Genomic DNA, 16,362 nt, shown 5'->3' with positions numbered 1-16,362 from the left:
ATGGCCCTGGGCGACGGCTTCAAGCTCGAAGAAGCGCTGCGCTCACTGGACTCGGTCCAGCTGGCGCGGGTCAGCGGTCGCCTGGTACGGGTCTCCGGCCTGCTGCTGGAGAGCCTCGGCTGCCGGCGCATGACCGGCCAGCGCTGCTACGTGGAAGTCGCCGACGGCGAGCGCCTGGAGGCGCAGGTGGTCGGCTTCAACCGTGACATCACCTACCTCATGCCCTTCAAGAAACCCGTCGGCCTGACCTCCGGCTCGCGGGTCTTCCCGGCGCCGGACGAAGCCGTGCTGCACATCGATCATTCCTGGCTGGGGCGCGTGGTCAACGGCCTCGGCGAACCCCTGGACGGCCTCGGCAAGCTTGCCGGTCGCCACCCGTTGCCCACCGAGTTGCCGCAGGTGAACCCACTGCGCCGGCGCCCGGTGTCCGAACCGCTGGATGTCGGCGTGCGCGCCATCAACGGCCTGCTGACCCTGGGCAAGGGCCAGCGCGTCGGCCTGTTTGCCGGCAGCGGCGTGGGCAAGAGCGTGCTGCTGGGGATGATCACCCGGCAGACCAAGGCCGACGTGGTGGTGGTCGGGTTGATCGGCGAGCGCGGCCGCGAGGTGCAGGAATTCATCCTGCATTCCCTCGGCCCGGAAGGCTTGCAGAAAGCCGTGGTGGTGGTGGCGCCTGCCAATGAATCGCCGCTGATGCGCCTGAAGGCCACCGAGCTTTGCCACAGCATCGCTGCGTATTTCCGTGACCAGGGCAAGGACGTGCTGCTGCTGGTGGATTCGCTGACCCGCTACGCCATGGCCCAGCGCGAGATCGCCCTGGCGCTGGGCGAGCCGCCGGCCACCAAGGGCTATCCACCGTCGGTGTTCGGCCTGCTCCCGGAGCTGGTGGAAAGTGCCGGCAATGGCGAGGGCGAGACGGGCAGCCTGAGCGCCATCTACACCGTGCTGGCGGAGGGCGATGATCACCAGGACCCGATCGTCGACTGCGCTCGCGCCATCCTCGACGGGCACATCGTGCTGTCGCGCCGGCTGGCGGACGTCGGGCACTACCCGGCCATCGACATCGGCGCCTCGGTCAGCCGTTGCATGAGCCAGGTGGCGGACCCGGTGCATCTCTCCGCGGCGCGCCAGTTCAAGGAGTTCAGTGGCACCTATGAGCGCATCAAGGAGCTGATTCCGCTGGGCGGCTATACACCGGGCATGGATGTGAAGACCGACCGGGCCGTGCAGCTGGCGCCCATGCTGGAGCGCTACCTGCGCCAGGAAACGGCCGACGGCGCCGAGCTGGGCAACAGCGTCGCCACCCTGCAAAGCATCGTCGGGAGCCGCTGATGAAGGCGCAGATCGACATGCTCGGGCGCCTGGCCGACGTGCGCGGCGGCAAGGTCCGCGAGCTGTTGGGGCGGGTGAACTACCAGCAGAATCTCTGCCAGCGTTACCGCAACAACATCACCGGGCTGGATCGCCTGTGCGGCTTCAGCGTGGCCACCAGCACGCCGCTGCAGCGGCACAACCAGCAGCAGTACAAGGCGACCCTGCACAAGATGCTGCAGTTGCAGCGCCGCGAGCTGGAGGTCGCCGAGCAGACCCTGGCGCGCATCCAGGGCGAGCTGATGGCGGCCATGCGCAGCGAGAAGGTGCTGGCCCAGGTGATCGAGGCCAAGGTCGGCCAATGGCAGCTGCAACTTGCGCAGCAGGAACAGAAAATCCAGGATGGCCTCGCCGCGCAGTCCTGGTGGCGGGCGCGGGGGTGACATCCGCCGGCTGTTTGGTGAACTCGCGCTATGGCATTTAAGTTTTCCTCCGGGGCGGTCGCCCTCTGAGGGAAAGCCCAAAAAATACTCGGATACACACCATGGAAATCACCCGGCAACTGACCAGCGTTGCGCTGGCCACCAGCGAGTCCGCCAAGAGCGCACGCAGCGAGCGTGCCGCCCCGGTGGCCGAGACCAGCGCGAGCGCGCCGGTCAACGATTCGCTGCGCCTGGACGAAATGCAGGAAACCCTGCGCGCCATGCCGGACGTGGACCAGAGCCGCGTTGCCCAGATCCGCCGCGCGCTGATGAATGGCGAACTGCAGAACGACACCAGCGTGCTCGCCACCAGCATCCTCTCCTACCATCGCGGCAGCGACGCATGACCCAGCGCGCGCGGCTGCTGCAGGTGATCGAGCAGGACATCCAGCAGGATGGCCGCGACTGCCTGGCGCTGCGCGACCGCCTGCAGGAGCTGTACCGCCACCTGCTGGCGCGGGACAGCGCGCAGATCGAAGCGCTGAACCCGGACATCCAGGCGCTGCTCGACTCCGTCGCGGGCCGCGCCCAGCGCCGCAGCCGCGTGCTGCGCGCCTTCCACCTGCCGATGGACGCCGACGGCATGCGCACGCTGCTGTCCAACTACAAGCCGCCGCACCGCGAGGAACTGCAGCAGGAGTGGCAGCAACTGGGCCAGCTCACCGCCCAGTGCAAGCGCCTCAACGAACGCAACGGCAAGCTGCTGGCGATGCACCACGACATCCTCAGCCAACTGATGGGTGATCCGCGCGAACAGCCGGTGTATTCGCGGCAGCCTTACTGACGAGCGCCTTTGGGCTGGACATTGTTCGCGAGCAAGCTCGCTCCTACAACGAGCGCGCTCCCCTGTAGGACCGAGGGGGACGCCTAGTCCTTGCTCGCGAACCGCACGGCACCCAACCTCCCGTCCCCCGCAAAAACACCCCGCCAAATCCCCTTAACGAATCCCTCTCCACGGTCGCCCTTCCTCTGCATCAGGGCGCGTGCCCGGCAGGCGGAAATGCCGCTTCCCGCTGCGCGCCAAACCACGCCGGGCGGAAGTTGGACTTCTCCCTGGTCAACCCGCAAAGCCCCGTGCGACGGGCCTCCCGGCATTGGCACCGTAATTGCTCTGCCGGGATGAAAGAGGTGGATTCAGATGGCGACCATAGATTCCGATTACGTCAAAAGCATGGCCCAGCAGCTGGCCACGTACGAAGTGCAGAACGGCCTGAACAAGGCTGACCGCAACAAGTCCTCGTACCAGTCCCAGCTGACCGCAGTGACCTCCCTGGAGTCGGCGCTCAAGACCTTCTCCTCGGCGGTGAAAAGCCTGCAGGGCGTGACCGGCAGCAACACCAGCATGCTGGTCAACAGCGCCACCACCAGCAAGGACGGCTACCTCACCGCCAAGGTGGACAAGAACGCCGTGCCCGGCAGCTACGACTTCTTCGTCGAGCAGCTCGCCACCAGCCACCAGCTGTCCTTCTCCGGCCTGCAGGCCGGCGATATCGACACCCAGGGCACCCTGACCCTGACCCAGAACGGCAAGTCCTTCGATATCGACCTGAGCAAGATCGACACCGACGGCGACGGCAGCAACTCGCTGGACGAGCTGGCCGCGGCGATCAACAAGGCCACCGACAACACCGGCGTGAAGGCCACCCTGGTACGCAGCAACGGCCAGGTATCGCTGGTGCTGGGCGCCGAGAAGTCCGGCGCGGAGAACGCCATCAGCCTGTCGCTGAGCGGCACCGACAGCGCCAACAGCGCCTTCGAGAACGCCATGGGCAATCCGCAGGAACTCTCCAAGGCGCAGGATGCACGCGTCCGCCTGGGTGGCGAGAACGGCATGCTGCTGACCAACGCCAGCAACACCTTCGACAACATCATCGACGGCGTCAGCGCTACCTTCACCCAGGCGCAGAAATCCGGCGAACAGGCCATCCGCCTGACCGTCGCCCAGGACCAGAGCGAAACCAAGAAGAAGGTGCAGACCTTCATCGACGCCTTCAACGCACTGGCCAGCACCATCGACAGCCTGACCGCCGCCGGCGACCAGAACGGCAATTCCCGTGGCGCCTTGGCCGGCGACTCCAGCGTGCGCGCCATCGAGAACGCACTGAACCAGATGGTTCGTACCAGCTTCGGCGGCGCCAACCTGATCACCCTGGGCATCAGTGCCGACCGCAGCGGCAAGCTGACCCTCGATGCGACCCGTTTCGAGAAGGCCATCGCCAGCGATCCCGAGGCCCTGGACAAGCTGTTCATGGGCAAGGGCAACCTGCTCGACAGCCTGGACAAGGGCGTCGCGGTGTACACCAACAGCACCAATGGCGTCATGAAGAACCGCAAGGACGCCCTGAACAACAGCCTGCGCCGCGTCGACGATGACTACGACAACCTGCAGAAGCAGTACGACACCTACTACGCGCGCTACCTCAAGCAATACACCTCGATGATGCAGACCATGCAGTCGATGGACCAGACCAGCGGGATGTTCGGATGAGCGCCTACGGCATGAACGAAAGCTACGACAGCTACCGGATGATCGACCTGGAGTCCAAGGCCGCCTCGTCCTCGCCCTACGAACTGGTGCTGGTGCTGTTCGACGGCCTGCTCGACGAACTGGCCCGCGCCCGCGGGCACATCGAGCACAAGCGCTACCAGCAGAAGGGCCGCTCCCTGGAGAAGTGCCTGAACATTCTCAACGGCCTGAATGGCGCGCTCGACTACGAGAACGGCGGCGAGACCGTGCAGGGCCTGGCGCGCCTCTACGACTACTGCATCTACCGGCTCTCCGACGTCAGCGTGTCGCTGGACGTCGCCGGCATCGACGAAGTGGTGCGCCTGCTGGGCATCCTGCGCGAGGGCTGGGAGGGCGTGAGTGCCGCACGTGGATGATCGCCGGCGCCTGCTCGAGCTTTACGAACGGCTCGGCTCGGCGCTGCAGCGCAAGGACTGGAAAGCCATGGGACAGGTTGACCTGGCGATCCGCGCGCAACTGGTGGCGATGTCGTCGCAGACCGGGCTGGCGGCCGACGTGCTGCTGGCCAGGAAGCATTTGAAGCGCCTGCACGAGCAGGCGTCGCAGGCCTGCGCCGAGGAGTGCGAGCGCTTGCGCCGCCTCCTGCTCTCGCACCTGGAATACGCCGAGGGACGCTCGGCGTACATGCAGGTGGACACGTACCAGGAGGGTCGATAGACCGTGATCCAGCTACCGACCCAATCCCTGCCCACTGCCAGCCGCGATGCAGCTCCGGTGGCCGAGGCTCGCCCGCAGGATTCGCGCCGCGATGCCCCCGGCGTTGCCAGCTTCCGCGACCAGCAACCGGCGCAATCGAATGCCGGTGAGCGGAGCATTACGGTGCAGTCCTTCCTCGCGCAGTTCGATACCGCGCAGGTCGATGAGCCTGTGCAACAGCCCGGCACTGTGCGGCCGGTGCTGCCCGAAGAGCTGCCCGCCGAAACCCGCGACAGCGATGCACAGGGCCGGCAAACCGAGCAGGCCTCACCCTCCGGTGCAGAGAACTGGCTGGCCGGCATGCTCAGCCAGGCCGGGCTGGTGGTGCAGGCGCGGGACAATCCGCCGGCGCAGACTGCCGCGCAGGTATCCGGGTTCGCTACCCAGTCCATCGATTCTTCCGCCCAGCCAGCGCCTGCCGCGGTGAAGCCGGAAGACATGCTGCTGCCACCCGCCGAGCTCTCCGAAGAGCCGGCCAAGGCCACGCTGCCGGCCCCCCGCGAGGCAACCCAGAGCCAGGCACAGACCCTGCTGCAACAGCACCTGGCCGCCAGTGCCCAGGGGCCGGAATCCGCCGCGCCGCAACTGCCGGCGGTAGCGCTCGAGCATCGACTTCCGGCGGCTGACATCGGTGCACCGCCCGCGCCCAGCGCGCCGGCGACGCCGTTGTTCGACAAGCCGCTGCACCTCAAGGGCAACAACGATGCCCACTGGGGCGAGCAGATGGTCAGTGCCCTGCGCGACAACGTCGAACTGCAACTCGGCCAGCGCGTGCAGAACGCCACGATCCGCCTCGATCCCCCGGAGCTGGGCGCCCTGGAGATTCTCGTGCGGCATGAGGCCGGCCAGCTCAACGTGCAGATATCGGCCAGCAATGGCGACGTCGTGCGTCTGCTGCAGAACACCAGCGAGCGCCTGCGCCAGGAGCTGGTCGGGCAGAACTTCCTGCAAGTCAACGTGCAGGTCTCGTCCGATTCGCAGTCCGGCCAACAGGGCCAGCAGAACCGCCAGCGCCTCGCCGAGGAACAGCTCGCGGTCGCCGCCAACCCGCGTGATACGCAGGCGAGCGAGGGTGCCGCGCCGCGTGGCGACAGCGACGTACTGATTACCGTGTAGGCCCTCAGCGGCCCGCATTCCCACAGGATTTTTCGAGAAACCCCATGTCCACGCCGCGTCTCGTTCTACTGATGCTCATCGTGAATATCGCCGTCGTGCTGGGCGGCGTGTTCGTCAACTACAGGATGATCAAGGCCGCCAGCCTTGCCCCGGCGGCTGCGGTTGCCGACAAGGACGGCGGCAAGGAAGAAGCCAAGGAAGAGGAGGAGCAGGAAAGCGCCGAATACCTCTTCGTGCCGGTGGAGAAGATCATCGTCAGCTCCCGTGGCGAAGACCGCGAACACTACTTCGTGATCGATCTGGTGCTGCAGGCCAAGGCCGAGCAGGAGCGCAAGAAGCTGGAAAGCGTCGCGCCCATGGTGCGCAGCTCGGTGGTTGCGAACCTGACCCCGGAGAAGTTCGAAGTGCTGCGCGCGATGCCCATCGGCGAGGTGCAGGCGCGCCTGGAAAAGGCGGTGATCGACGACTTCGCCGCGCGCAAGGTGGTGGTGCCCTTCGAGCACGTGATGCTCAGCAAGATGATCGTCCAGTAAGCCGCCATGCACGCCCTTCGCGATCCCGCGCACGACTACGCCGGCGAGAACGGCGGCCATGCCCGCCTGTCGCCGGCGGCCGAGCAGCGCTGGATGATGCAGTACCTGCCGCTGGTGCGACGCATCGTCAGCCAGCTGTCGTTGCAGGCCAACCAGGTGCTGGATCGCGAGGACATGGAGCAGATCGGCCTGATGGGTCTGCTTGAGGGCCTGCGCCGCTACGGTGAGCCGGACGAGCAGTTCGGCCGCTTCGCAGCACTGCGCATCCGTGGCGCCATCCTCGACGAGCTGCGCCGCCAGGACTGGCGCCCGCGACAGGTGCGGCAGCAGGCGCACAAGGTGCGTGATTCGATTCGCGCACTGGCTCGCCAGCTTGGTCGCGTGCCCAGTGACGAGGAAGTACTCGCCGCTACGGGGCTGGACGAAGCGGGCTACCAGGATTACCTGCGCGCCGAGTCGTCCGAGGCCATCGAGAGCTTCGACGCACTGCTGCAAAGCGGCCACGACGGCGTGCAGGGCTGCGGCGACGCGCTGGAAGAGCGGGTGCTCAAGGAGCGTCTGCTGGCCCAGGCGCTGGAGCGCCTCAATGAACGCGAGCGATTGATCCTCAACCTGTACTACCAGCACGAACTCAACCTCAAGGAAATCGCCCTGGTGCTGGAGCTGACCGATGCACGCATCTGCCAGTTGATGAAGCAGGCGATCGGCAAGTGCAGCCGTTTCCTCAACGACCCCGACACACTGTGAAGAACCCATAACCATGCAGAAAATCATCGGCGCCCTGATCATCATCGCTGCCGTGCTCGGCGGCTACGCCATGGCCCATGGCGACATGCGCGCACTCTGGCAGCCGGCGGAGATGCTCATCATCCTCGGCGCCGGTCTGGGCTCGCTGGTCGTTGCCAACCCGCGCGAAGTGCTGCTGGAAATGTGCTCGCAGATCAAGGGCGTATTCGTATTCAAGCGTCGTGGCGAGGAGTTCCAACGCCAACTTCTCATGCTGCTCTACGAGCTGCTGGAGATGGTCGATGTCGGCGGCCTGAAGGTGCTCGATGCGCATATCGAGGAGCCGGACCAAAGTGAACTGTTCGCCCGCTATCCGCTGATCCTCCAGGAGAAGAACCTGATGGCGTTCATCGCCGACAACTTCCGCCTGATGGCCATGGGCAAGATCAGCGCCCACGAACTCGAAGGCTTCCTCGAGCAGGAACTGGACGCCATGGAGCACGCCCTCCTGCAGCCGTCCAAGTCACTGCACAAGGTCGGCGAGGCGATGCCCGGCTTCGGCATTCTCGCGGCGATCCTCGGCATCATCATCACCATGGGCAACATCGGTGGCTCGGTGGCGGAGATCGGCGCCCACGTGGCCGCCGCACTGGTGGGCACCTTCTTCGGCATCTTCGTCTGCTATTGCCTGATGGACCCACTGTCCAACGCCATGTCACAGCGCGTGAAGACTGAGCTGTCGGCGCTGGAATGCGTGCGCACCACGCTGGTCGCACACGTCGCCGGCAAGCCTACGCTGCTGGCGGTGGACGCCGGGCGCAAGTTGATCGAGCAGGACGTGAAGCCGGCCTTCAAGCAGCTGGAGACCTGGGTCACCCGCTATGAGGAAGAGCGGGACGCAGCATGAAGAAACGTGCCGACAAGCACAGCGAAGTCATCATCAAGCGGCGCAGCAAGAAGGGTCACGATGATGAACATGGCGGCGCCTGGAAGGTAGCTTTCGCCGACTTCACCCTGGCGATGATGGCGCTGTTCATGGTGCTGTGGATCGTCCACCCGCAGACCGAGCCGCAGCCGGTGGCGGTGGGCGACCAGGACGCCAACCCGGTGGTGGATGGCGGCGCCGGCGTGTTCGATGGTGCCAGCCGTACGCCCATCGAGCTGGATGGCATGCCGCAGCCGATCAAGACGCCGGAGAAGCCCGCGCCGCAGCTCGCGCTGGACGCCGGCAAGCAGGACAAGGCTGGCGAGCAGGCGAAAGACTCCAGCGTGCAGCAGGACGGCGAAGGCCGCCATTACGACAGCAACGAGGACCTGCGCGAGCTGGCCGAGCTGATCCGCGAGGTGTCCGGCAAGGTCGATGCGCTGGCCAACATCGAGGTGACCGTGGTACCGCAGGGTCTGCGCATCCTGATCAAGGACGACCAGCAGCGCTTCATGTTCGCCCGCGGCCAGGCCACCCTCGACCCGCACTTCCAGACCCTGCTCGGCGCGCTGTCCGGCGTGCTGTCCAAGGTGCAGAACAAGCTGATCCTCAGTGGCCACACCGACGCGGTGCAGTACCGCCGGCCGGATGGCTACAACAACTGGAACCTTTCCGGCGACCGAGCCCTGCGCGCGCGCAACGTGATGGTCGACAGTGGCCTGCCGGCCGCACATGTGCTGCAGGTGGCGGCGCAGGCCGACGTCATGCCGCTGCGCCCGGATGACCCGGAGAACGGCGCCAACCGGCGCATCGAGATCCTCCTGCTGACCCAGCGCGCGGAGAGCCTCTACCGGGAAATCTTCGGCGAGAGTTATGCCCAGGTGCATTACTCGGCGTCCGGCGCAAAGCTCGTCGAGCCGCAGCCGCAGCCGCAGCCGCAGCCGCAGAAAGCAGGGGCGCCGGCGTCAGCGGCGGTCGAGGCAACAGCTCCCGCGGCGAGCGCGGAGCTCCGGTTGAAGCTGTGAAGTGCTCAGCGGTTGCGCAGATGGCGCGGGCAGAACACCTGGCGCGTCTCCACGCCATAGAGGCAACTGCCCAGCGGTTCGAGGGTGATGCGGGCGCCGCGCTGGCGGCCATAGAGCAGGTTGAAGATCAGCTCGCTGTCCAGCCCGCTGTCGGCCTGCAGGTTGCTGATGCTGTTCTCTTCCACCTGCAGCTGGTAGCGCCCGGCGAGGTCGCTGCCGACCTGGCCGGAGACTTCGAGGATGTTCGAGTCCTGCTGGATCATCGAGTAGAAGCGCCCCTCGTGGAACATGGTGGTCTGGGCGATCTCCAGCACCTTGCCGTTGCTCAGCAGCACCTGGCCGGAGGAAGCGTAGCGTCCGTCGATGGGAGAGGTGCCGTGGGCATGCTTCCACAGCATGCCCAGCGCCAGGGCCAGGCAGATCACGCCAAACAGCGAAATCAACAGGCAGCGGCGGGCCACGCCGGTCTGGCGGCGTAGGTTCAGTTCAGGCACTTGCGCAGCTGCTCCTGGGGAATCCGGGCAACCTGGCTCTCATGGATCAGCAGCCAGTTGGAGTTGCCTTCGGGTTGCACGCAGACCAGTTCGTAGAAGCCCGAGGTCATGTGCAGCATGAGGCCGATGGGGCGGGTGGCCAGGTCGGCCAGTTGCTGGGCCAGGGGGCGGGTGTTGCGCATGAGCTGCTGCAGGTCCTGTTCGTTGTCTTCGACATAGGTGATCTGCAGGGAGCCGACGTTCTGTTCGGCGGTGAGGACCGGACTGCGCACCTGGGTGTAGTAGAAGGCGCCGGAGAGGAACAGCAGGCCGAGGATGCAGAGGCTGGCGGCGGCGAGTTTCAGGCGCCGTGGATTCGGCGCTCGCGGCGCTGGCGAGGGGTTGCTGGCGCCCCCCAGCGGAATCACCTCCGGGGTGGCGTCCGTCACTTCCGCATCCGGCTCGCCGGCCTGGCTGACCAGGTACTGCGGATTGAACATGTAGCCGCGGCGCGGCAGCGTCTGGATGATCTGCCGCTGCTTCTCGTCCGCCAGCACCTGGCGCAGGGTGTAGATCTGCTGGTTCAGGCTGCCCTGGCCGACCACACGGTCGGACCACGCATGGGTCAGCAGTTCATCGCGTGCGACCACGTCCCCCGGGCTCTGCAGCAAGCGCTCGAGAACCCGGCTGCCGGAAAAACCCAGGTCGATACGCTCTACCTGGCCATCACGGTCGAGGTCGAGTTGGTAGAGCGCGGGATAGAACTGCGCGACGCAATCGGAACGCCCGGTCCGGAGGGTCAGGCAGGCGATCGGCCGACTGTCCGGTAGCGTGGAAGTGAGTGTGTTCATCGTGCCCTTGCGAGCCGCTCCCTTGACGGTCGCGGGAAACTCCATTTGTCCATGGAGGCAGAGGCATTATTTTGACGTCAGAAAAATGTGGGTGCAAGTTCTGAATTTTGCACACTCGTGCTTGCGTTTTTCATACAAGCCTCGAAACCACTGCCGCAGAGGGGCCACACCGCGACCCAGGGTCGCAATGCCACTTGTCAGCGTACCCGCAGACAGCAAAACGCCCCGCCGGGGCGGGGCGCTCGCGGATCAGGGGGCGCGAGGCGGGGGGCGCCTCGCGCAGGCCGGGTATTAGCCCAGCAGGCCCATGATCATGCTGGGCATCTGGCCAGCTTGCTTGAGCATGGAGATGCCGGACTGCATCAGCATGGAGTTCTTGCTCATGTTGGCGCTCTCTACGGCGAAGTCGGCGTCCATGATGCGGCCCTTGGACAGGTCGGTGTTGTCCTTCATGTTTGCCAGGTTGTTGGAGGTGTGCTGCAGGCGGTTGATGTTCGCACCGAACTGCGCGCGCAGGGTGCCGATGGCGTCCAGGGCCTTGCCGGCGTTGTCGATGGCGGTATTGGCGTTGGCGATGGATTCGAGCTCGGTGCCGGCGGCCGGAGAGGCGCCGAACTGCTTGGTCAGCGCGGTGAAGGCATCGGTCACGCCTTTGAGCTGGGTGCTGACATCGACGTCCAGGGTCTCAGCCTTGTCGGCGCCGATCTGGAAGGTTACGCCGCCTGCGGTGGAGCCGAACTTGCCAGCAGCCGCATCGACGCTGAACAGCGCGTCACCGGCGAACTTGGTGTTGGAGATGATGTTGGTCAGCTCCTTGCCCAGTTCGTTGAACTCGGCGGACAGCGCCTTGCCGTCGTCGGTGGAGTTGGTGCCGTTGGCTGCCTGGGTGGCCAGGTCCTTCATGCGCTGGGTGATGTCGGTCAGCTCGCTGAAGGCGCCGTCGGCGGTCTGCATCAGGGAGATGGCGTCGCTGGTGTTGCGCATGGCCACGTCCATGCCACGGGACTGGGCGTTCAGGCGGGTTGCGATCTGCAGGCCGGCGGCGTCGTCGGCGGCGGAGTTGATGCGCAGGCCGGTGCCCAGGCGCTGCTGGTTGGTGGCCAGCAGGTTGTTGGTCTTGCCCAGGTTGGTCTGGGTGATCAGCGAGGAGTAGTTGGTTTGAATCGACAAGGCCATGGTGGACTTCCTGTATGAGCTGAATGAAGCCGGCGTTGTGCCTGCTGAAGGGGTAAGGCGACAGCTCGCGGAGCAGGATTAAGGGCGGATGAAAAAAATTTGGCGCGGGGATTCCGGCGATCGCCTCGTCGACCTTCTTCCCCTAAGCCATGTGCCCTGATGCGCAGGATCGGTCATCTATGTTGTTGAGACATATCTGACAGCCCTGATGCCGGGGTGCGGCTAAGCTCCCCAGGTCCACATGGTTGTGGATCGTTCGTATGAACCGCTCGTTCCGAACCCCTGAGAAGGACCTTCATGATTTCCGTCTACCAGCTAAAGTCGCGTTTCCAGAACCTGCTGCGTCCCCAGGTCACCCGTCTCCACGCGCGTGGCGTTACCGCCAACCAGGTGACCTTGGCCGCCTGCGGCCTTTCGCTGCTGGTCGCGCTCGCCGTCGCACTGCTCGCCAGCCACGCCTGGATATTCCTGTTGATCCCCCTGTGGATGTTCCTGCGCATGGCGCTCAACGCCATGGACGGCATGCTCGCCCGCGAGTTCGGTCAGCAGTCGAAGCTCGGCGCCTACCTCAACGAACTGACCGACGTGATCGCCGACAGCGCGCTGTACCTGCCGTTCGCCCTGCTGCCGGGTGTGAGCCCGGCGCTGGTGGTGCTGGTGGTGGTGCTCGCGGTGATCAGCGAATACGCCGGCGTGCTCGGGGTGATGGTCGGTGCCTCCCGGCGCTACGACGGGCCAATGGGCAAGAGCGATCGGGCACTGTGCTTTGGCGTTTTCGGCGTGGCCGTGGCGGCCGGGCAGCTGCCGCTGGTCTGGCTGAACCCGCTGCTGGTGCTGCTGGCACTGCTGCTGGTGCTGACTATCGTCAACCGGGTGCGCCAGGGGCTGGCCGAGCAGAAGCAACAACAGGGCGGTTGAGCAAGGGCCGCCATGTCAGGACAGGGACCGGACAGTCCCGCAAGCCATCGAACAGAGGAAGTTATGCGCGAGTCTTCGAATCATCACTTCGTTACCCATGACGGCGTCGAGCTGTTCTACCGCCACTGGCCGGCTGCCGCCGGTGACGCGCCGCGCCGCGCGGTGCTGCTGTTCCACCGTGGCCATGAGCATTCCGGGCGTATCGGCCACCTGGCCGACGAACTCGACCTGCCCGGTTTCGACGTGTTCGCCTGGGACGCCCGTGGCCACGGCCAGTCCCCGGGAGCGCGTGGCGACAGCCCGAGCTTTGGCACCAGCGTGCGCGACGTGCAGACCTTCGTCGAGCACATCGCCGCCACCTACGGCATCGCCGTCAGCGACATGGCGGTGGTGGCGCAGAGCGTCGGCGCCGTGGTCGCCTCGACCTGGGTGCACGACTACGCGCCGCCGATCCGCAGCCTGGTGCTCGCCTCGCCGGCGTTCAAGGTCAAGCTCTACGTGCCTTTCGCCCGGCCGGGCCTGAAGCTGGCGCGCTGGTGGCGCGGCAACTTCTTCGTCAACAGCTACGTGAAGGCGAAATTCCTCACCCATGACCCCGAGCGCATCGCCTCCTACGACAGCGACCCGCTGATCGCCAAGGCCATCTCGGTGAACGTGCTGCTGGGCCTGTATGAGGCGGCCGACCGTGTGGTGGCGGACGCCCAGGCGATCCAGGTGCCGACGCAGCTGCTGATCTCCGGTTCGGACTTCGTGGTGCACCGCAAGCCGCAGCAGCGCTTCTTCGACAGCCTCGGCACCGCGCGCAAGGAGCTGCACGTACTCCCCGGTTTCTTCCATGACACCCTCGGCGAGCTGAATCGCGAGCAGGCCGTGACCCGCGCGCGGCGCTTCATCCTCGAATGCTTCGCCCGCGAGGCGGAGCGACCGGACCTGCGTGACGCCGACCGCTTCGGCTACACCTGCGCCGAGGCGGAAGCACTGGCGACGCCACTGCCCAACTTCTCGATCCGCGATCTCTACTGGCGTGCCACCCGCGCCAACATGCGCCTCGGCCGGCTGCTGTCGGATGGCATCAACCTGGGCTTCCAGACCGGCTTCGACTCCGGCAGCACCCTGGACTACGTCTACCGCAACCAGCCCGCCGGTGCGGGGCCGGTGGGCCGGATGATCGACCGCACCTACCTGGAGTCCGCCGGCTGGCGCGGCATCCGCCAGCGCAAGGTCAACATCGAGGAACTGTTGCGCCTGGCCATGGCCAGCCTGCGCGAGCAGGGGCGCGAGGTGCGCATCCTCGACATCGCCGCCGGCCACGGGCGCTACATCCTCGAAGCGCTGCAGGGCGTCGAGGCGCTGCCGGAAAGCGTGCTGCTGCGTGATTACAGCGAGCTGAACGTGCGCGAGGGCTCGGCGCTGATCGAGCGCCTCGGCCTGAAGGAGCGTGCGCGTTTCGTCCAGGGTGATGCCTTCGATGGCGCGGACCTCGCCGCCGTAGCACCGAAACCGACCCTGGCGGTGGTGTCCGGCCTCTACGAACTGTTCGCCGACAACGCCATGGTCGGCGGCTCGCTGGCGGGGCTCGGCGAAGCAGTCGAGGAAGGTGGCTACCTGATCTATACCGGCCAGCCCTGGCACCCGCAGCTCGAACTGATCGCCCGCGCCCTCACCAGCCACCGCGCCGGGCAGGCCTGGGTCATGCGTCGCCGCACGCAGCTGGAAATGGACCAACTGGTCGAAGCGGCGGGCTTCCGCAAGCTGGCCCAGCGCATCGACGAGGACGGCATCTTCACCGTTTCCCTGGCCCGCCGGGAGCGACGCTGATGGCATCGATGCCGCCGCGTGACCCCGGGGTATTTCTCCGTGCGGTGATCTGGCTGTTGTGCCTCGGGCCGTTCTTTTTCCTGAGCTACGGATTCGCCAACTGGGTGGCAGGGCAGCGCGAGTCGGTCGGCGTGCTGGTGTTCGACTGGGAGCGCGGCATGCCCCTGTGGCCCTGGACGATCATTCCGTACTGGTCCATCGACCTGCTCTACGGGCTGTCCTTCCTGCTTCCGCGCACCCGCCGGGGCCTGGATTGCCATGCGCTGCGCCTGCTCACTGCGCAGGTCGTGGCGGTGAGCTGCTTCCTGTTGTTTCCGCTTCGCTTCAGCTTCGAGCGACCGATGCTGGGTGGCTCGTTCGGCTGGCTGTTCGACCTGCTGATGGGCTTCGACAAACCCTTCAACCAGGCGCCTTCGCTGCATATCGCCCTGCTGGTGATCCTCTGGGTCGCCTACGGTCGCTATGCCAGTGGTGCGTGGCGCTGGCTGCTGCACGGCTGGTTCGCGTTGATCGGCCTTTCCGTGCTGACCACCTGGCAGCACCATTTCATCGACGTGCCGACCGGTGCGTTGCTCGGCTTCCTTTGCGTATGGCTGTGGCCGCGGGAAGTCGCCTCGCCATTGCAGGCGCGGAAGCTCAGCAGCGATCCGCAGCGCCGCCGGCTCGCCGGTTTTTACGCAGCAGGATCGCTGCTGTGCCTGACGGTTGCGCTGGCCGGTGGCGGCCTGTGGCTCTGGCTGTGCTGGCCGGCGTTGTCCCTGGCACTGGTCGCGCTCTGCTACCTGGCCATCGGCCCGGTGGGTTTCCAGAAGCGTCTGGACGGCCGCCACTCCACGGCGGTCTCCTGGCTGCTGGCCCCCTACTGGCTGGGCGCCTGGCTCAATGCGCGCTGGTGGACGCGTCACCACCCGCAGCCAGACGAGGTGCTGCCCGGGCTTTGGCTCGGACGCCTGCCGGACTGGTACCGGCCCCAGCACTCCCCGAGCCTGGCGATCCTCGACCTTTGCGCGGAGTTGCCCTGTACTGCGCTGACCCGCCGCTACCAGTGCCTGCCGCTGCTCGACCTGGTTGCGCCCGGAGTCGAGCAATGTCGGCAAGGTGCGCAACTGATCGAGCAGATGCGCACCGAGGGTCCACTGCTGGTGTGCTGTGCGTTGGGCTACTCACGCAGCGCCACGCTGGTAGCGGCCTGGCTGCTGGTTTTCGGCCATGCGGCCAGCGTGGAGGACGCGGTGGCACTGATTCGCCGTGCGCGGCCGCAGATCGTGCTCAAGGGCGAGCAACTGGCGGTGCTGGCGCAACTCGCCGGACAGCCGCAACTGTCAAAGGAGATGAGCCATGCCAACTGATCCGGGACTGATTCTGGTCGCCAGCCTGCTGCGCCGCGGCAGTAGCCTCAACGGCCTGTCTTCCGCACTGACGGTGCTGGCCCTGGCGCTGGGTTTCTATGGTGCGCTGATGGCCAGCGCCACCCTGGCGTTCAGCCTGAGCATGGCGCTGCTGGTGCTGCTTGGCCTGGTGCAGAAGTTCTACGCCATGCGCGTGGCGCTGGACGCCGACCTGTTCGAAGCCATGGCCAACGCCGGAGAAGCGCTGCCGGAGAAAACCCGGCAGCTGGACGAGGCGCTGGCCACCTATGTCGGTGTGCCGGCAGAGCTGTCCGGCCGCGCCTGGAGCGAACGCAGCCGTGGCGCGCTGGCCTTGCTGCGCCGGCAGGTGCTGCTCTGCGCAGTGCAGTGGCTGGTCGCGCTGCTGTGCCTGATTACCCTGACTTTCCAATCCTGA

Annotated in this window: 19 protein-coding genes; 16 read left to right on the top strand and 3 right to left on the bottom strand. The window is 66.2% G+C overall.

Features of this window, described 5'->3' with window-relative positions; translation table 11 throughout:
- The 12 genes from fliI (at window position 1) to AC2T4A_RS03465 (ending at window position 9,341) form a co-directional block, all read left to right on the top strand.
- Window positions 1–1,332 (top strand): flagellar protein export ATPase FliI, encoded by a 1,332-nt coding sequence (gene fliI / locus AC2T4A_RS03520; RefSeq protein ID WP_416743807.1) that lies wholly within the window; start codon window positions 1–3, stop codon window positions 1,330–1,332.
- Entirely contained in the window at window positions 1,332–1,754 is a 423-nt protein-coding gene (locus AC2T4A_RS03515; protein ID WP_478379717.1) for a flagellar FliJ family protein, read from the top strand. Before fliI ends, AC2T4A_RS03515 begins: the two co-directional genes overlap by 1 nt.
- A gap of 101 nt (window positions 1,755–1,855) precedes the next feature.
- Window positions 1,856–2,140 carry a flagellar biosynthesis anti-sigma factor FlgM gene (gene flgM, locus AC2T4A_RS03510; RefSeq protein ID WP_416743803.1) on the top strand — a complete coding sequence of 95 codons (285 nt, stop codon included), beginning with the start codon at window positions 1,856–1,858 and terminating at the stop codon, window positions 2,138–2,140.
- Window positions 2,137–2,577, top strand: coding sequence for a flagellar export chaperone FlgN (flgN, locus tag AC2T4A_RS03505; RefSeq protein WP_416743801.1), 441 nt, complete (start codon window positions 2,137–2,139; stop codon window positions 2,575–2,577). Before flgM ends, flgN begins: the two co-directional genes overlap by 4 nt.
- A 354-nt stretch (window positions 2,578–2,931) precedes the next feature.
- On the top strand, window positions 2,932–4,281 hold the full coding sequence (gene fliD / locus AC2T4A_RS03500) for a flagellar filament capping protein FliD (RefSeq protein ID WP_416743799.1): 1,350 nt from the start codon (window positions 2,932–2,934) through the stop codon (window positions 4,279–4,281).
- Entirely contained in the window at window positions 4,278–4,676 is a 399-nt protein-coding gene (gene fliS / locus AC2T4A_RS03495) for a flagellar export chaperone FliS (protein ID WP_416743797.1), read from the top strand. The genes fliD and fliS overlap by 4 nt, the downstream gene beginning before the upstream one ends.
- Complete coding sequence (locus AC2T4A_RS03490; RefSeq protein WP_416743795.1) at window positions 4,660–4,977, top strand: hypothetical protein; 318 nt, start codon at window positions 4,660–4,662, stop codon at window positions 4,975–4,977. The genes fliS and AC2T4A_RS03490 overlap by 17 nt, the downstream gene beginning before the upstream one ends.
- A 3-nt stretch (window positions 4,978–4,980) precedes the next feature.
- Entirely contained in the window at window positions 4,981–6,132 is a 1,152-nt protein-coding gene (locus AC2T4A_RS03485) for a flagellar hook-length control protein FliK (RefSeq protein WP_486742735.1), read from the top strand.
- Between the two features lie 44 nt (window positions 6,133–6,176).
- A complete protein-coding gene (locus tag AC2T4A_RS03480) occupies window positions 6,177–6,665 on the top strand; it encodes a flagellar basal body-associated FliL family protein (protein ID WP_486742734.1) in 489 nt (162 codons plus the stop codon).
- Window positions 6,666–6,671: 6 nt separating this feature from the next.
- Window positions 6,672–7,412, top strand: coding sequence for a FliA/WhiG family RNA polymerase sigma factor (locus AC2T4A_RS03475; protein ID WP_486742733.1), 741 nt, complete (start codon window positions 6,672–6,674; stop codon window positions 7,410–7,412).
- Between the two features lie 13 nt (window positions 7,413–7,425).
- The gene (motA, locus tag AC2T4A_RS03470; protein WP_416743788.1) at window positions 7,426–8,298 is read left to right on the top strand and encodes a flagellar motor stator protein MotA; all 873 of its coding nucleotides are present in this window, start codon (window positions 7,426–7,428) and stop codon (window positions 8,296–8,298) included.
- The gene (locus AC2T4A_RS03465; protein WP_486742732.1) at window positions 8,295–9,341 is read left to right on the top strand and encodes an OmpA family protein; all 1,047 of its coding nucleotides are present in this window, start codon (window positions 8,295–8,297) and stop codon (window positions 9,339–9,341) included. The genes motA and AC2T4A_RS03465 overlap by 4 nt, the downstream gene beginning before the upstream one ends.
- A 5-nt stretch (window positions 9,342–9,346) precedes the next feature.
- Here AC2T4A_RS03465 and AC2T4A_RS03460 read toward each other — a convergent pair whose 3' ends face one another.
- The 3 genes from AC2T4A_RS03460 to lafA form a co-directional block, all read right to left on the bottom strand.
- Entirely contained in the window at window positions 9,347–9,835 is a 489-nt protein-coding gene (locus AC2T4A_RS03460; protein WP_478379724.1) for a hypothetical protein, read from the bottom strand.
- Complete coding sequence (locus AC2T4A_RS03455) at window positions 9,823–10,665, bottom strand: winged helix-turn-helix domain-containing protein (protein WP_486742730.1); 843 nt, start codon at window positions 10,663–10,665, stop codon at window positions 9,823–9,825. Before AC2T4A_RS03455 ends, AC2T4A_RS03460 begins: the two co-directional genes overlap by 13 nt.
- A 291-nt stretch (window positions 10,666–10,956) precedes the next feature.
- The gene (gene lafA, locus AC2T4A_RS03450) at window positions 10,957–11,841 is read right to left on the bottom strand and encodes a lateral flagellin LafA (protein ID WP_486742729.1); all 885 of its coding nucleotides are present in this window, start codon (window positions 11,839–11,841) and stop codon (window positions 10,957–10,959) included.
- A gap of 297 nt (window positions 11,842–12,138) precedes the next feature.
- Here lafA and AC2T4A_RS03445 point away from each other — a divergent pair, with 297 nt between their 5' ends.
- The 4 genes from AC2T4A_RS03445 to AC2T4A_RS03430 all read left to right on the top strand — a co-directional run bounded on the left by AC2T4A_RS03445 (window position 12,139) and on the right by AC2T4A_RS03430 (window position 16,362).
- Window positions 12,139–12,759 (top strand): CDP-alcohol phosphatidyltransferase family protein, encoded by a 621-nt coding sequence (locus AC2T4A_RS03445; RefSeq protein WP_416743778.1) that lies wholly within the window; start codon window positions 12,139–12,141, stop codon window positions 12,757–12,759.
- Window positions 12,760–12,822: 63 nt separating this feature from the next.
- Window positions 12,823–14,577 carry a bifunctional alpha/beta hydrolase/class I SAM-dependent methyltransferase gene (locus tag AC2T4A_RS03440; RefSeq protein ID WP_486742728.1) on the top strand — a complete coding sequence of 585 codons (1,755 nt, stop codon included), beginning with the start codon at window positions 12,823–12,825 and terminating at the stop codon, window positions 14,575–14,577.
- 8 nt (window positions 14,578–14,585) lie between these two features.
- On the top strand, window positions 14,586–15,926 hold the full coding sequence (locus AC2T4A_RS03435) for a phosphatase PAP2/dual specificity phosphatase family protein (protein ID WP_486743643.1): 1,341 nt from the start codon (window positions 14,586–14,588) through the stop codon (window positions 15,924–15,926).
- On the top strand, window positions 15,916–16,362 hold the full coding sequence (locus tag AC2T4A_RS03430; RefSeq protein WP_416743774.1) for a hypothetical protein: 447 nt from the start codon (window positions 15,916–15,918) through the stop codon (window positions 16,360–16,362). Before AC2T4A_RS03435 ends, AC2T4A_RS03430 begins: the two co-directional genes overlap by 11 nt.

The organism is Pseudomonas sp. PVC-3-1 (assembly GCF_057444315.1).
This window is presented reverse-complemented; position numbering and strand designations above follow the sequence as displayed.

Coding starts and splice junctions, on each gene's coding strand:
- fliI (WP_416743807.1), top strand. CDS start 1: ATGGCCCTGGGCGACGGCTTCAAGCTCGAAGAAGCGCTGCGCTCACTG.
- AC2T4A_RS03515 (WP_478379717.1), top strand. CDS start 1,332: ATGAAGGCGCAGATCGACATGCTCGGGCGCCTGGCCGACGTGCGCGGC.
- flgM (WP_416743803.1), top strand. CDS start 1,856: ATGGAAATCACCCGGCAACTGACCAGCGTTGCGCTGGCCACCAGCGAG.
- flgN (WP_416743801.1), top strand. CDS start 2,137: ATGACCCAGCGCGCGCGGCTGCTGCAGGTGATCGAGCAGGACATCCAG.
- fliD (WP_416743799.1), top strand. CDS start 2,932: ATGGCGACCATAGATTCCGATTACGTCAAAAGCATGGCCCAGCAGCTG.
- fliS (WP_416743797.1), top strand. CDS start 4,278: ATGAGCGCCTACGGCATGAACGAAAGCTACGACAGCTACCGGATGATC.
- AC2T4A_RS03480 (WP_486742734.1), top strand. CDS start 6,177: ATGTCCACGCCGCGTCTCGTTCTACTGATGCTCATCGTGAATATCGCC.
- AC2T4A_RS03475 (WP_486742733.1), top strand. CDS start 6,672: ATGCACGCCCTTCGCGATCCCGCGCACGACTACGCCGGCGAGAACGGC.
- motA (WP_416743788.1), top strand. CDS start 7,426: ATGCAGAAAATCATCGGCGCCCTGATCATCATCGCTGCCGTGCTCGGC.
- AC2T4A_RS03465 (WP_486742732.1), top strand. CDS start 8,295: ATGAAGAAACGTGCCGACAAGCACAGCGAAGTCATCATCAAGCGGCGC.
- AC2T4A_RS03455 (WP_486742730.1), bottom strand. CDS start 10,665: ATGAACACACTCACTTCCACGCTACCGGACAGTCGGCCGATCGCCTGC.
- lafA (WP_486742729.1), bottom strand. CDS start 11,841: ATGGCCTTGTCGATTCAAACCAACTACTCCTCGCTGATCACCCAGACC.
- AC2T4A_RS03445 (WP_416743778.1), top strand. CDS start 12,139: ATGATTTCCGTCTACCAGCTAAAGTCGCGTTTCCAGAACCTGCTGCGT.
- AC2T4A_RS03440 (WP_486742728.1), top strand. CDS start 12,823: ATGCGCGAGTCTTCGAATCATCACTTCGTTACCCATGACGGCGTCGAG.
- AC2T4A_RS03435 (WP_486743643.1), top strand. CDS start 14,586: ATGCCGCCGCGTGACCCCGGGGTATTTCTCCGTGCGGTGATCTGGCTG.
- AC2T4A_RS03430 (WP_416743774.1), top strand. CDS start 15,916: ATGCCAACTGATCCGGGACTGATTCTGGTCGCCAGCCTGCTGCGCCGC.